At 35.2% G+C, this 14,040-nt stretch carries 13 protein-coding genes; 6 read left to right on the top strand and 7 right to left on the bottom strand.

Going from position 1 to position 14,040, the window contains the following annotated elements; genetic code table 11:
- Positions 1-1,435 precede the first annotated feature (1,435 nt).
- Positions 1,436-2,185 (top strand): hypothetical protein, encoded by a 750-nt coding sequence (locus ACQ0RB_RS09700; protein ID WP_430498128.1) that lies wholly within the window; start codon positions 1,436-1,438, stop codon positions 2,183-2,185.
- 96 nt (positions 2,186-2,281) lie between these two features.
- A complete protein-coding gene (locus ACQ0RB_RS09695; protein WP_430498126.1) occupies positions 2,282-3,679 on the top strand; it encodes a sugar transferase in 1,398 nt (465 codons plus the stop codon).
- 72 nt (positions 3,680-3,751) lie between these two features.
- Here ACQ0RB_RS09695 and ACQ0RB_RS09690 read toward each other — a convergent pair whose 3' ends face one another.
- Positions 3,752-4,927 (bottom strand): DUF4105 domain-containing protein, encoded by a 1,176-nt coding sequence (locus ACQ0RB_RS09690; protein ID WP_430498124.1) that lies wholly within the window; start codon positions 4,925-4,927, stop codon positions 3,752-3,754.
- A gap of 14 nt (positions 4,928-4,941) precedes the next feature.
- The gene (locus ACQ0RB_RS09685) at positions 4,942-6,012 is read right to left on the bottom strand and encodes a PorV/PorQ family protein (protein WP_165353710.1); all 1,071 of its coding nucleotides are present in this window, start codon (positions 6,010-6,012) and stop codon (positions 4,942-4,944) included.
- 140 nt (positions 6,013-6,152) lie between these two features.
- On the opposite strand from ACQ0RB_RS09685, the gene ACQ0RB_RS09680 reads away from it, so the two are divergent.
- Genes ACQ0RB_RS09680 through ACQ0RB_RS09670 form a run of 3 tightly spaced genes read left to right on the top strand, consistent with a single transcriptional unit; the run spans position 6,153 to position 8,027 of the window.
- Complete coding sequence (locus tag ACQ0RB_RS09680; RefSeq protein ID WP_430498121.1) at positions 6,153-6,893, top strand: CDP-alcohol phosphatidyltransferase family protein; 741 nt, start codon at positions 6,153-6,155, stop codon at positions 6,891-6,893.
- Positions 6,894-6,904: 11 nt separating this feature from the next.
- Positions 6,905-7,735, top strand: coding sequence for a TerC family protein (locus ACQ0RB_RS09675; protein ID WP_335976702.1), 831 nt, complete (start codon positions 6,905-6,907; stop codon positions 7,733-7,735).
- Positions 7,719-8,027 (top strand): hypothetical protein, encoded by a 309-nt coding sequence (locus ACQ0RB_RS09670; RefSeq protein WP_430498119.1) that lies wholly within the window; start codon positions 7,719-7,721, stop codon positions 8,025-8,027. The genes ACQ0RB_RS09675 and ACQ0RB_RS09670 overlap by 17 nt, the downstream gene beginning before the upstream one ends.
- Here the strand turns inward: ACQ0RB_RS09670 and lptB are convergent, their stop codons facing one another.
- Genes lptB through ACQ0RB_RS09645 form a run of 5 tightly spaced genes read right to left on the bottom strand, consistent with a single transcriptional unit; the run spans position 8,028 to position 11,750 of the window.
- On the bottom strand, positions 8,028-8,768 hold the full coding sequence (gene lptB, locus ACQ0RB_RS09665) for an LPS export ABC transporter ATP-binding protein (RefSeq protein ID WP_129761238.1): 741 nt from the start codon (positions 8,766-8,768) through the stop codon (positions 8,028-8,030). It abuts the gene before it with no gap.
- Positions 8,769-8,794: 26 nt separating this feature from the next.
- Positions 8,795-9,613: a glycosyltransferase gene (locus ACQ0RB_RS09660; protein WP_430498117.1), complete on the bottom strand. Its 819-nt coding sequence runs from the start codon at positions 9,611-9,613 to the stop codon at positions 8,795-8,797.
- 10 nt (positions 9,614-9,623) lie between these two features.
- Positions 9,624-9,971, bottom strand: coding sequence for a carboxymuconolactone decarboxylase family protein (locus ACQ0RB_RS09655; RefSeq protein ID WP_430498115.1), 348 nt, complete (start codon positions 9,969-9,971; stop codon positions 9,624-9,626).
- Positions 9,964-10,785: a twin-arginine translocase subunit TatC gene (tatC, locus tag ACQ0RB_RS09650; protein WP_129761241.1), complete on the bottom strand. Its 822-nt coding sequence runs from the start codon at positions 10,783-10,785 to the stop codon at positions 9,964-9,966. The genes ACQ0RB_RS09655 and tatC overlap by 8 nt, the downstream gene beginning before the upstream one ends.
- Positions 10,785-11,750, bottom strand: a complete 966-nt coding sequence (locus tag ACQ0RB_RS09645) for a KpsF/GutQ family sugar-phosphate isomerase (protein WP_430498112.1) — start codon at positions 11,748-11,750, stop codon at positions 10,785-10,787. The genes tatC and ACQ0RB_RS09645 overlap by 1 nt, the downstream gene beginning before the upstream one ends.
- A gap of 87 nt (positions 11,751-11,837) precedes the next feature.
- Here ACQ0RB_RS09645 and ACQ0RB_RS09640 point away from each other — a divergent pair, with 87 nt between their 5' ends.
- Positions 11,838-14,039 carry a RecQ family ATP-dependent DNA helicase gene (locus ACQ0RB_RS09640; RefSeq protein WP_430498110.1) on the top strand — a complete coding sequence of 734 codons (2,202 nt, stop codon included), beginning with the start codon at positions 11,838-11,840 and terminating at the stop codon, positions 14,037-14,039.
- Position 14,040 lies beyond the last annotated feature (1 nt).

Below are 14,040 nucleotides of genomic sequence, written 5' to 3'. Positions count from 1 at the left end.
CAACAAGAAGGGTTGCTTGTAGCTCCTGAATCGGTAGAAGCTATGGTAGAGGCTATCCTTTATCTGTTTGAACACGCTACTGAACGCGAACACATGATAGCTAATGCTAGAGCAGTTGCTGAGTCTTTTGACTGGAATCGTGTGAAACAACTATGGAAAGAGGTGTTTGAATAAAAAAATAGCAGCTTAAAATTAGAAAGTATAAGCCTGCTACGGTAATTCAGGTCGTAGTAAGCTTGGCAAATTGAGGGGCTTTTTTAACTTACGTTTTACTTGCAATCGTAATTATTGTATCATATTGTTAACGTCTTCAAAAGGAAAATCCATATAATCGCAAAATTCCTTTATGGTTATCGTTTGATGCTTTTTTTTATTGAGCACGCATTTAATATGTTTTACTAGTCCTTGACAATAACGTAGGCTCCGCCCAGTTATAATTTGCACATCTTTTGGGTAGATGCAAATTCGTTTCATAATTAAAATAAAAATTTTTGTACATCATAACATTCATATTTGTTAGTTGATTTTTTTTTTCTTCATAAAAGCATTTTAAATTTAAAAAAACAAGATTTACCACGTGTGGTTTTAATGGTCTAATTATCAACAATATATTAACAAATAAATAACCATCATTTACCTACCAAACACCAAACATCAAACACCAAACATCAACCAACTGTCACCCTGAGCTTGTCGAAGGGTTTTAAATTGTCACTCTGAGCAAGCCTCTACTGAGCGTAGCTAAAGTATCGAAATATCAAAGCTCCTTCACTTTCCTATTGTCACCCTGAGCCTGTCGAAGGGTTTTATATTGTCACCCTGAGCAAACGCCTCTACTGAGCTCCGCCTGTGCTGAGCTTGTCGAAGTATCGAAGCATCAAAGCTCCTTCACTTTCCTATTGTCACCCTGAGCCTGTCGAAGGGTTTTATATTGTCACTCTGAGCAAGCCTCTACTGAGCTCCGCCTGTGCTGAGCTTGTCGAAGTATCGAAGTATCAAAGCTCCTTCACTTTCCTATTGTCACCCTGAGCCTGTCGAAGGGTTTTATATTGTCACTCTGAGCAAGCCTCTACTGAGCTCCGCCTGTGCTGAGCTTGTCGAAGCATCGAAGCATCAAAGCTCCTTCTCACTTTCAACCTCCATATTCAACTTCGTACTTCATACTTAGTGTATACCTAATGTATACATAGAGTATGCATAGAGTATGCTGTAACTATAGATGCAGAATACCACAAAAAGAGTATAAATACGCAAAAAACGAATGTAAATACCTTTAATGCTAAGGAGGTCTAAAAGGCACAAAATATAAGCACTAGTGTCTATACACGAATAAAAAACAAGGGCAAATTAAAGGCTAACATACATTTGAAAAACAGTTGAATAGATGCATCAATAAAAAACTGTAATTTTTTTTAATTCTTAAAACCATATAAACATGGCTAAATTAAAGAGCATAATTAAGATCGAAGGAACCCTGGACGGTCTTACCTTTTATAAGGGCAAAGAGGGGTATTTAGTAAAAACAAAAGGAGGCGTTTCTTCTAAACGAATAAAAAATGACCCTGCTTTTGTGAGAACACGCGAAAATGGTGCCGAATTTGGACACTGTACAAAAAGCGGTAAGTTATTACGTAGAGCTATTGCAGACTTTATGGTCGATGCAAAGGACAATCGTGTAACTTCAAGATTAACGCAAGTAATGAGTCGTATCAAAAATTTAGATGCAACCTCTCCTAGAGGTGAGCGTAAGGTTGGGATTGGACTCGTTACTCCTGAAGGAAAATTAGCAATCAAAGGTTTTGAATTCAATGATAGGGCATTATTGAGCAATATTTTGAAAGCTGATTATACTTTAGACACAACAACAGGTGAAGTGCAATGTGCAGATTTTATACCTGTAAATGATTTAAACCCTCCTGAAGGGGCAACACATGTAAGTGTGGCCTCAGGGGTTTTAAATATCAATTTTAATGCTGATGAGAAGGATTTACAAATAAGCCCTGTTGTAAATCTTCCTATCGACACGACTACTACAGTGTTGACACTAACCCCACCATCAATGCCTGTAGGCACTGGGGTGGATTTCTACCTCTTGAAAATTGCGTTTTTTCAAGAAGTAAATGGTGTACAATATCCTTTAAATAATGGTGCGTTTAACGCACTTCAAATAGTGGAAGTGTTGTAAATCATAGTATTGACTAAAAGAGGAGGTGAAAAACTTCCTCTTTTTTTTAGTACATATATAACAGACTTTCTATATTTACAAAGCGAATGTAACTATATGGTAAAGAATAAAGACATCCATTTTGAGATTTCCGAACGAAAGGTGTTGCTGCGTATACTGGATATTGTAATGGTGTTTTTGGGACTGTATCTTCTTGAACAGTTTTTTGATTTTAATTACCTTACACTTCACCAAGAACATGGAGTCGCTTTAGTGGTTTTAGCCTTTTATCTTACTATTTTAGGGACCGTTTTTGAAATTTATGATTTACAAAAGTCCAGTACCCTAGATGTTACGTTTAGGAATGTAGTGCTTACTGCCTCAACAGTTGTATTGATATACATGTTAACTCCTTTCTTTACGCCTTTTTTACCTGATAAACGTATTGAAATAGTATACTTCTATTCGTCAATTATTGTTATGGTGTTTTTGTGGCGTGTGGTATATGTGACGTTTATTACTAAGCCTAGGTTTTATAAAAAAGTACTGCTGGTAGGCGAGATTTCAAATATTGAAAGCATTATTAAACCTTTAAAACAAGCCGATCCTAATTACAAAATAGTTGGGTTTATTAACTGTGAACAAGAGCACGAAGCACCTATTAAGTTTAGAGGGCTTAAAGAGTTTCAGCCTCAGGAGTTATTGTCAGTTATTAATGAGCAGAATATTTCGGAGATTCTAGTGGCAGCTTATAACTCTGAGACTATTACTAATGAGATATATGGTAACCTTATGATGCTTTTAGAAAGCGGTTTTACTATTCGTGAATACACTCAAGTTTATGAAGAGATTACCCATAGAGTGCCAATTCAATTTGTAGGTAAGGATTTTTATAAATACTTCCCGTTTAGTAGAAGTCATCAAAATAAACTCTATCAACTTTTTCATCGTTCATTTGATCTTATTTTTTCTACTGTAGGATTGCTTTTTGGAGTAGCTATGCTGCCTATCATTCTTATAGGGAATTTTATTGCAAACAGAGGGCCTTTGTTTTATGTTCAAGAACGTGTTGGGAAAAATGGTGCTGTTTTTAACATTGTGAAGCTTAGAAGTATGATTGTTAATGCAGAATCGTCAGGAGAGGCCAAATGGGCTCAAAAAAATGACAGTAGAGTGACTCCGTTTGGACGTTTTTTAAGACGTTCGAGAATTGATGAAATTCCGCAGTTTGTTAATGTGCTTAAAGGCGAAATGAGTGTGATAGGACCTCGACCAGAGCGTCCTTATTTTGTTAACGAGCTGTCTCAGATTATTCCTTTTTATGAAATGCGTCACGTGATAAAGCCTGGACTAACAGGTTGGGCACAAATAAAGTCGAGGTATGGAAGTTCGGTTGATGATAGTTTAACGAAGTTGCAATACGACCTTTACTACATTAAACATTGTAGCTTTTTTATGGACGTTAATATCCTAGTGAAAACCTTGAGTGCTGTGTTGTATTATAGAGGGCAGTAAGTAGTTTTCAGTCTTCAGTAGGCAGTAAGTAGTCTTCAGTAGGCAGTTTTCAGTTTTCAGTTGGCAGTGGGTTTAGTTTGTTGTGCTGTTTTTAAAGTAACGTAACAAGAATATATACCTTATCGCTAAGGCGATTAGTAAAGGTGTTAAGGTGATGGCGAATACTTGTACTCCTGTTAGCCAATGAAATACTAATAGACAAAGCATGGTTATTAAAAAAAAGAGGTATCTTAAAAACCATTTAGAAGGTGTTTGCTTTAGTACTTGTTGCATTACAAATACGTTAAGTGCAAATGCCCATAACAGATTATAGTTGTTTGCTGTGGCACTATGGTCGGTAGCAAACCAAAGGAGCAAAAGTACTATTCCAATGCAGCCTGTAACAGAAAAGATAATACCGTCTAGCAACTTGCTGCGTTTCTTTTTCTTATAATCTTTATAGGTGATTTGTATAATAAGTAATGCTAAAACACTAAGTATAAACAAAGGACTTAACAGAAAGCTAGAAGACCCTAGTTGTTCTTTTTTTGTATAGAGTACTTGAGATTGTTTGACTAGAGGTTGTCCGTTTTGTAGTGTAGCAGTACTAAAAAACCTATAGATGTTTTCAGGAAGAAAAAGTTGTTCGTTAGGTGTTGCTGTTTTATCTATAACAGATCCTAAGGCAATATCAATCCCTAAACTTCCCCAACTGTTTTTGTTGAGGTTGTTTTGAATGAGCGTTCTAAAGGTTTGCTCTTGGTAATCCTCAGGTGTGTTGTAAGTAATATTTTGGTCTAAAGCAGTGTTGGCTACATCTCTTATTCTAGTCGCGCAATTGTCATAAAAGAAATCGTAAAGGTAGGCTCTGTTTTCAGGTTTGTAATTGTTCTGTAAATAATTGAAAAGTGCTTGTTGTTCTTCTTTAGTGATATTTAAAACCTGTTCTTTTACGGTTCTGTTGTAATACACATAGGCTCTGTAAAAGTCTTCAAAATCATGTTTGCTAATAAGGTAATTGAGTTTTCCTTGCGCGAATTTTAAATAGAAATTAGGCGCATCAAAATCGTATTGTCCGTAGCCGTAGACTACATCTAGACCTTGTGTTCTATCTTTGATTCTAAATCCGCTATGTCCAAAAGCATCGTTTAAAGACGTTCCTGGTCCTATTGTGAGGACACTAATTTCGGCATTAGGTGATAGTACCTGTTGTGCGCTTGCTGTGTTTATTAGTAACAATAAAACAATAAGGCTAAAAAGACATCTCATAAAGTAGCTATTATTTATCTAAAGATACTAAAATCGAGTTTTAGGGAAAACACGTTAGAGTATAAGGCAGCGCTTTGGTCTCCTATGTCGGTAAATGCATAATCTAGCTGAATACCTTTGTATTTGAAGCCTACACCAAAATTAGGCTGAAAGGTTAAATCTTCAGAATCATCAAACTGTAATTCGTTTTGGAAATTCCCAGCGCCTAAACGTAAAAACACCAAGTCGGTATACCCAAACTCAAAACCAAGCGCAGGATTGACACTAGCAAAGGAGGTAGAGATGATGTCGTTGTTTTGTTCAAAACGCACATTTAGGTCTAAAGCTGCTAAGAGTGAATAGTCATAGTGAAATATCCACTGCTTAGACATTCCTATTTGTAGCTTAGGGATCGTGATTTCTGAACTCTCAGGGAGTTCCTGGTTTTGTCCTTCAACCGCACCACTTATTTGTTCAAATTTTTCTTCGTCTATAGACCACGCATTAAACGTTGTGGTAATATCTCTTGCCATAATACCAAACTTCCAGTCGTTTTCCGATTGAAATTGTACACCTAAGTCTAAACCAAATCCCCAAGATGAGGCAAAATCACCAATAATCCTTCTAATAACTTTAGCATTAACACCATAACTTAGTCCAGGAACAGGTAGGTCTCTAGCATAGGAAAAGGTAAGGCCATAATCGGCAGTTGAAAAGAGTTTAACTCTGTCGTAATTAATGTTTCCTTGGTCGTCAATAAGCTGAGTAGTGTCTAAAATATCATCGACTCCAAAACGTATTAACGAGATACCTACCGCACTTCTGTCGTCTAAAGGCATTGCAAAAGCTGCATAGTTGTAGTTGGCAATATTAGCAAAATAGCTAGAATGCATTAGCGCCAATTGGTTGTCTTCGAGTGCTATTAAACCAGCAGGATTCCAGTACCCCGAATTGACATCGCTTGTGTGCGACACTACTGCGTTGCTCATCCCTAATGCAGCAGCATCCACACCAATATTCATAAATTCGTTAGAGTACTTTCGGGTGGTTTGCGCGTTACTTAACAATGAAACTAAGGTAAGCGTAAGAAGTATGTACTTTTTCAATAGCAAAAATTTTTACAAATATGCACAATATTTTTCATCTATTAAACTAGAAATTAGAGGAGATATTGTATAGGAAGTGCAAGTTGCCTGAGTATTTTCAAAATAGTTTTCTATTTTTACACAAAACTAATAGACAACTTTTGAAACAACACATTCCTAACCTTGTTACACTTCTGAATTTATTTTGTGGCGCTGTTGCTGTGATTTTTGCAATGCATAACAATTTTGTAACTGCTGCAGTATTTGTTTTCTTAGGAATTTTCTTTGACTTTTTTGATGGGCTTTTAGCTCGAAAACTCAATGTGCAAAGTGAAATAGGACTTCAGCTAGACTCTTTGGCTGATATGGTAACTAGCGGATTGGTGCCTGGAATTATTATGTTTAAACTATTGGCTTTAAGTATGAGTGGTTCTGGTTTTTATGAGCCTACAAGAGATTGGACTTCTGCAATGCATTGGTATGACTTAAACGTGTCGCCTTTTGCATTTTTTGGGTTGTTGGTTACATTGGCTTCAGGGTATCGCTTGGCGAAATTTAATGTGGATGAAGACCAGCAAACCTATTTTAAAGGTTTACCAACACCTGCCAATGCCTTATTGATTATTTCACTGCCATTAATAATGGAGTTTCAAAATCATTCGTTTTTAAACGCTGTGATTCTTAATCCTTGGTTTTTATTGGTGCTGACAGTTGTAAGTAGCTACTTGCTTGTGTGTAACCTAAAACTCTTTGCGCTAAAATTTAAGGATTGGAGTTTTAAAAATAATAGTGTACGCTATGGCTTTATTATTATAAGCGCTGTGTTGTTAATTGCTTTGCAGTTTGCAGCAATACCACTGATTATAGCTTTATATATTTTAGTTTCTCTATTCACTAAATAACCTCATTTACTATGCTTGAAAACATTTTTACCCTTTTAATGCTTGTGATGTTACAAGCTGTACTTGGATTTGATAACTTGTTATACATATCGTTAGAATCTAAAAAAGCACCAGAGCAAGATCGAAAGCGCGTAAGAAAAGTAGGGATTTTAATAGCTATAGGGTTACGTATTGTGCTGTTGTTTTTGTTGGTGTCGCTTATTGATTATTTTCAAGAACCATTTTCGTTTTTAACAGGAGACTTTAAAGACGTTGCAGAGTTTGCATTTAATGGTCATAGTTTAATTGTCTTAATAGGAGGTGGGTTTATTATTTATACTGCTATTAAAGAAATATGGCATATGATTTCTAAACACGATTTAACACAAGATGTTGATGCTGCTAATTCCAAACGTAGTAAATCTGCCAATGCTGCCATAGTGAGTATTGTGTTAATGAACTTAGTGTTTTCTTTTGATTCTATTTTAGCTGCTATTGGTTTAACCAGTGATATTGAAAATCCTACCACAGCCTTTATTATTATGGCTATTGCTATAGTGATAAGCGGATTGCTAATGCTTATTTTAGCGGATAAGATTTCGGCGTTTTTGGCAAAAAACAGAATGTACGAAGTACTTGGATTGTTCATACTATTTATAGTTGGTATCATGCTAGTTACCGAAGGAGGTCATTTGGCACACATTAAATTGTTTGGAAACGAAATAGTGCCAATGAGTAAAACAACTTTCTATTTTGTATTGGCTGTTTTGGTTATTGTAGATGTGGTTCAAGGTCGTTATCAAAAGAAATTATTAGCTGAAAGCCAACATGCTAAAATGAAACAAGGTGAAGAATCGCATTAACATTAAGTACTTTGTTAAGCTATTTTTAATTGTAGTTTTAACAGTGGTTGTTATACAAGTCCTTCACTTATTAACATCTAATAGTAGTGCTCTAGCAGGAAGTTTTATAGAAACTCTCTTGGGTTATCTTGTTACAATAACGAGTTTGCCATTGAGCTTGATAGATAGAAGCTACCCGTTTTATGCTATGGGAAGTTTATGGAAAGTTTTATTGCTAGTGCTTATCAACCTACTATTACAAACTACGCTTTTGTATGTGTTATTAAAGACAGTGTTTAAAAAAGGGAAATAATTAAAACTCCAATCGTTTTTTACGAAGCTCAAAGTTTTGCCCTAGATACACTTTACGTACCATTTCGTCTGCAGCTAAATCTTCAGGGATACCAGCTTTTAGAATACTACCTTCAAACATTAAATAGGTTCTATCAGTAATCGCTAAAGTTTCTTGTACGTTATGGTCGGTAATAAGGATACCAATATTTTTTTTGGTTAATTGGGCTACAATACGTTGTATGTCCTCAACCGCAACAGGGTCAACACCTGCAAAAGGTTCATCTAATAAAATGAAATTTGGGTCGGTTGCCAAGGCTCTTGCAATTTCGGTTCTACGACGCTCACCACCAGAGAGTAAGTCGCCTCGGTTTTTTCTAATATGTCCTAAACCAAACTCTTCAATTAAGGATTCCATTTTAAGATGCTGCTCTTTTTTGCTAAGCTTGGTGAGTTGTAACACGCTTAAAATATTATCTTCAATACTCAATTTTCTAAATACTGAAGCTTCTTGAGCTAGATATCCAATTCCGTTTTGAGCCCTTTTGTACATTGGGTATTTGGTGATGTCAGTGTTTTCTAAATAAATAGTTCCACCATTAGGTTTTATCAACCCAACAATCATATAAAAGGATGTGGTTTTACCAGCACCATTAGGTCCTAAAAGACCTACGATTTCACCTTGATTAACTTCAAGGGACACATCTTTTACCACGCGACGTCCATTATAGGACTTCATTAAATTTTCGGCTCTTAATTTCACAGGCTTAACATTTTGAACACTGTATACTATGACGGCAAACTTACGATTTTTAATTTGATTAGTACACGTTGTACTAAACTCCAAAAGTTACCAAAACGTATTTGAAGGTTTGATTTTAACTTAATTTTAGGGTCTATTGCAAAATCAGAAGGTGTAAATGTATTGGTTTCAGGATACTGTAGTTTTTCAGCATTTGAAATGTTTTCTTGATGCACCAGTTGAATCCAAAGGCGCTTAGTATTGATTTGAACAGATGGTACCTCACTCCACAAATTATGACGCCTGCTTAATACCGTTTTAAAATTAGCTTTAGCTTCAATTAAACTTATAAAAGCATTACCTACATAATGCATCTTTCGAAGAGTAGGTTTTTTATTTTGCTTTAAGATAAGTTGATAACCCTTAGTACAGTCGATAGTTAACTGTTCTTGAGGTTTAAAATGTGATTGAATAGTATCTACAAAGGTGTTATGCATCGCATCATCATTATCTAAACGTGTTGTGATAAGGTGTGTGTCCGTTTCAAGTAACGACTGATTTATAGCGTTAGAGATAGTGTCAGAAAATTGTTCTTGACCATCAATGTAGAGCAGCTGAATGTTACTATATGTAGTAGCAATAGCCTCAATCTTTTGCTTATAAGCTTCAGGTGTTTTTGTGTCAAAACACAGTAACCAAACAAAGTTTTGATTGGTTTGCTGTTGTACAGAAGGTAAGCAATAGGTTTCAAAAAGCTGAAATCGATTAGCTAACCAAGTTTCAGAAAGCACATCATCACCATGTTTTGTTACAGACCATTCTTTAAGTCTTAAATTAAAACGTGTGATGATAAAGTGCTTAAACATTGGTCGCTAATTAGTTTTGTGCTTCTAAAGCATCCCAAAATTCATAGGCTCTTCGCAAATGAGGAATAACAATAGTGCCACCAACAAGTGTAGAAATGCTTAAAGCTTCAACTACTTGTTCTTTGTTTAGCCCAGCTTCATAGCAAGACTGTAAATGGTATTTGATGCAATCGTCACAACGTAATACAGTAGAGGCTACCAAGCCCAAAAGCTCTTTGGTTTTTACATCCAAAGCACCTTCAGAAAAGGCATTGGTATCTAGGTTAAAAATACGTTTTATGATTTTGTTGTTGTCAGCAAGTATAGCATCGTTCATCCTAGAACGATAGTCATTAAATTCTTTAATTATATCAGACATGTTTTGCTTTTTTATTTTGTTTTCTTACCACAAATTTTGAAATGTATATACTTACTTGGTACAGTATTAATATAGGAATAGCCACAATTACCTGACTTGTAATATCAGGAGGTGTTATGATTGCCGAAAGGATTAATACAATAACTAAGGCAAACTTGCGGTATTTTTTAAGGAACTCAGGTGTAACCAATCCTATTTTTGTTAGGAAATAAATAAGAATAGGTAATTCAAAAATAAAACCAGACGCCAAAGAGGATGAGCGTACCAAAGAGATGTAAGAACTAATATCTATCTCGTTTGAAATTTGCTGACTTACTGTATAGGTTCCTAAAAAGTTAATAGATAAAGGTGTTACAATATAATATCCAAAAAGGACACCAATAAAGAATAGTAAGGATGCAATAATTATAAACCCTCTAGAATGTTTGCGCTCGTTTTCATGAAGACCAGGACTTATAAATTTCCAGAATTGATAGATTACAAACGGAAATGCAATAACCAAACCAGCATAAATAGATGTCCAAATGTGTGCAGAGAATTGTCCGCCCATGGTTCTGTTTTGAATAATAAATGGAAACTCATCAGCACAAAACGTGGTGTCAACACCTACAAAGGTTGAAATGTCACAAAGTATTCTATAGGTAGGAAAGCTCATTTGTTTAGGACCAAAAATGATGGTTTCAAAAATGAATCCTTTAAAAATAAAAGCCACCACACCAGCAATTAATATTGCTACTATAGCTCTAATTATATGCCATCTTAAATCTTCAAGATGATCAAGAAATGACATTTCATTGATGTTCTTTTTTGCCATTAGATAATTCCTTCTTTGATGAGGTCGTGTAGATGTACAACTCCAGCATATTTACCTTTATGTTCTACTAAAAGTTGAGAAATACCGTGTTCTTCCATAACTTCCATAGCATCAACAGCCATTGCGTTTTCATCAATACGTTTTGGATTGCTGCTCATAATATCTTTTGCGGTTAATCCAGAAAACGAATCGGTTTTGGTAAGCATACGTCTTAAATCACCATCAGTAATAATACCTACAATTTTGTGGTCTTCTACTACAGCAGTTACACCAAGCATTTTTTCAGAAATTTCAACAATAACTTCTTTTACATTAGTATTGAGTGTTACTTGAGGTTTTTGGTTAACCGAAGATAAATCGCTTACTCTTAAGTACAGTCGTTTTCCAAGAGCACCTCCAGGATGGTATTTTGCAAAATCTTTACTTGAAAAGCCTCGTAATTCTAATAGGCAAATCGCTAAAGCATCACCAATAACTAATTGCGCAGTAGTACTGGTTGTAGGAGCTAGGTTATTTGGGCAAGCTTCTTGCTCTACATAAGCATTTAAAATATAATCGGCTTGTTGTGCTAAAAATGAGGTGTTATTACCAGTAATGGCAATCATTTTATTTTTTGCATTCTTAATAAGTGGTACCAACACCTTAATTTCTGGTGTGTTTCCACTTTTAGAAATACAAATTACTACATCGTCATCAAGAATTAAACCTAAATCACCATGAATAGCATCGGCAGCATGCATAAAAACTGCAGGAGTTCCTGTAGAGTTTAAAGTGGCTACAATTTTATTAGCGATAATGGCACTTTTACCAATACCTGTAATAATTACACGTCCTTTGGAGTTATATATAAGTTCAACTGCATTTGCAAAGTCATCGTCAAGTAAATTACTTAAATTAGCGATAGCATTTTGCTCAATAGCGATTGTTTTTTTTGCAGTATTAAGGATAGAATCTTTAATGTTCAAAATTTATTAATTTTTGGGTTTGATGCGTCTAAAGAAATTGTTATCTTTATTGTTATGCAAATGTATATAAAATACTAATAGGGATTAATGAGTATAAAAGAAATTGACTTACATTCAGCACTCAAACAATACTTTGGTTTTTCAAAATTTAAAGGGCTTCAAGAGCCTGTAATAAAAAGTATAGTTCAAGACAACGATACTTTTGTGATTATGCCTACAGGTGGCGGAAAATCACTGTGTTATCAGTTGCCAGCACTTATTAAAGACGGAACAGCAATTATTGTTTCGCCTTTAATTGCCTTAATGAAAAACCAAGTAGATGCCATAAGAGGTGTGTCGAACGAAGAAGGAATTGCACATGTTTTAAATTCTTCTCTCAATAAAACAGAAGTTAGAAAAGTAAAAGAAGATATTGTAAATGGAGTTACAAAATTGCTTTATGTAGCGCCAGAATCTTTAACTAAAGAAGAACATGTTGAGTTTTTAAGGTCTGTACAAATATCATTTATGGCTGTTGATGAAGCCCATTGTATTAGTGAATGGGGACACGATTTTAGACCAGAATACCGAAATTTAAGACACATTATAAAGCGAATTGGTGATAACATACCTATTATTGGATTAACAGCAACTGCTACACCTAAGGTACAAGAAGACATCTTAAAGAGTTTAGATATCACCAAAGCCAATACCTTTAAAGCATCCTTTAATCGACCGAATCTTTTTTACGAAGTACGTCCTAAAACTAAAAACGTCGATGCTGATATTATTCGATTTATAAAGCAAAACGAAGGAAAATCGGGTATTGTATATTGTTTAAGTAGAAAGCGAGTTGAAGAATTAGCACAAGTGCTTCAGGTTAATGGCATAAACGCTGTGCCTTATCATGCAGGATTAGATCCAAAAACCAGAGTTAAACATCAGGATATGTTTTTAATGGAAGATGCTGATGTGGTTGTAGCTACTATTGCTTTTGGTATGGGAATTGACAAACCTGATGTGCGTTTTGTTATTCACCATGATATGCCAAAAAGTATTGAGAGTTATTATCAAGAAACTGGTAGGGCTGGTCGTGATGGTGGTGAAGGACATTGTTTGGCATTTTATGCTTACAAGGATATTGAGAAACTCGAAAAATTCATGTCAGGTAAACCTGTTGCTGAACAAGAAATTGGGCAAGCCTTATTACAAGAAGTGGTTGCTTTTGCAGAAAGCTCGGTATCTCGACGAAAATTTATACTGCATTATTTTGGTGAAGAGTTTGACAACGAAACTGGTGAAGGAGGCGATATGGATGATAATGTGCGTAATCCTAAAAAGCAGCACGAAGCTAAAGAAGACGTTGCAGTGCTTTTAGAGACTGTTGCTAAAACTAACGAGAAGTACAAGTCTAAGGATTTGGTACATGTACTTACAGGAAAATCCAATGCATTAATTGCTTCTCATAAAACTGATGCGCAAGACTTTTTTGGTGTTGGAAGTCATCATGATAAACGCTATTGGATGGCATTAATACGTCAAGTTTTGGTGGCTGGTTACCTTAAAAAAGATATTGAAACCTATGGTGTTTTAAGATTGTCAAATGAAGGCAAGGACTATATAAATTCTCCTGTGTCTTTTATGATGACTGAAGACCATGTATTTGATGAAACTACCGATGATAGTATTATTACAGCCTCAAAAGGAGGAGGAGCAGTAGCCGATGAACAGCTAATGGGTTTACTTAAGGATTTAAGAAAACGCAACGCAAAAAAACTTGGAGTACCGCCTTTTGTGATTTTTCAAGACCCTTCGTTAGAAGACATGGCTTTAAAATATCCTATTACCTTAGACGAATTGAGTAATGTGCATGGTGTTGGAGATGGTAAAGCTAAAAAATACGGAAAGGATTTTATAGAATTAATCTCAAGCTATGTTGAAGAACACGATATCATAAGACCAGATGATATGGTGGTTAAAAGTACAGGTACTAACTCTGCTATAAAACTTTATATCATTCAAAACGTGGACAGAAAATTACCTTTAGATGATATTGCTTCAGCAAAAGGTATGGATATGCCAGATTTTATAAAAGAAATGGAAGCTATTGTGTATTCAGGGACAAAATTGAATATCAATTATTGGATTGATGAAATTTTAGATGAAGACCAGCAAGAAGAAATCCATGAGTACTTTATGGAGTCTGAAACCGATAAAATTTCTGATGCTATTGAAGAGTTTGATGGTGATTATGATGATGAAGAATTACGTCTCTATAGAATTAAGTTTATTAGCGAAGTGGCTAATTAGT

This window comes from Gaetbulibacter sp. PBL-D1, from assembly GCF_050509525.1.
Lineage (GTDB): Bacteria > Bacteroidota > Bacteroidia > Flavobacteriales > Flavobacteriaceae > Gaetbulibacter_B > Gaetbulibacter_B jejuensis.
This window is presented reverse-complemented; position numbering and strand designations above follow the sequence as displayed.

Bases quoted from the DNA above. Each gene is read 5' to 3' on its own strand.
- ACQ0RB_RS09675 (WP_335976702.1), top strand. From the start codon at position 6,905: ATGCTTGAAAACATTTTTACCCTTTTAATGCTTGTGATGTTACAAGCT.
- ACQ0RB_RS09655 (WP_430498115.1), bottom strand. From the start codon at position 9,971: ATGTCTGATATAATTAAAGAATTTAATGACTATCGTTCTAGGATGAAC.
- ACQ0RB_RS09640 (WP_430498110.1), top strand. From the start codon at position 11,838: ATGAGTATAAAAGAAATTGACTTACATTCAGCACTCAAACAATACTTT.
- ACQ0RB_RS09660 (WP_430498117.1), bottom strand. From the start codon at position 9,613: ATGTTTAAGCACTTTATCATCACACGTTTTAATTTAAGACTTAAAGAA.
- ACQ0RB_RS09690 (WP_430498124.1), bottom strand. From the start codon at position 4,927: ATGAGATGTCTTTTTAGCCTTATTGTTTTATTGTTACTAATAAACACA.
- ACQ0RB_RS09700 (WP_430498128.1), top strand. From the start codon at position 1,436: ATGGCTAAATTAAAGAGCATAATTAAGATCGAAGGAACCCTGGACGGT.
- tatC (WP_129761241.1), bottom strand. From the start codon at position 10,785: ATGGCAAAAAAGAACATCAATGAAATGTCATTTCTTGATCATCTTGAA.
- ACQ0RB_RS09695 (WP_430498126.1), top strand. From the start codon at position 2,282: ATGGTAAAGAATAAAGACATCCATTTTGAGATTTCCGAACGAAAGGTG.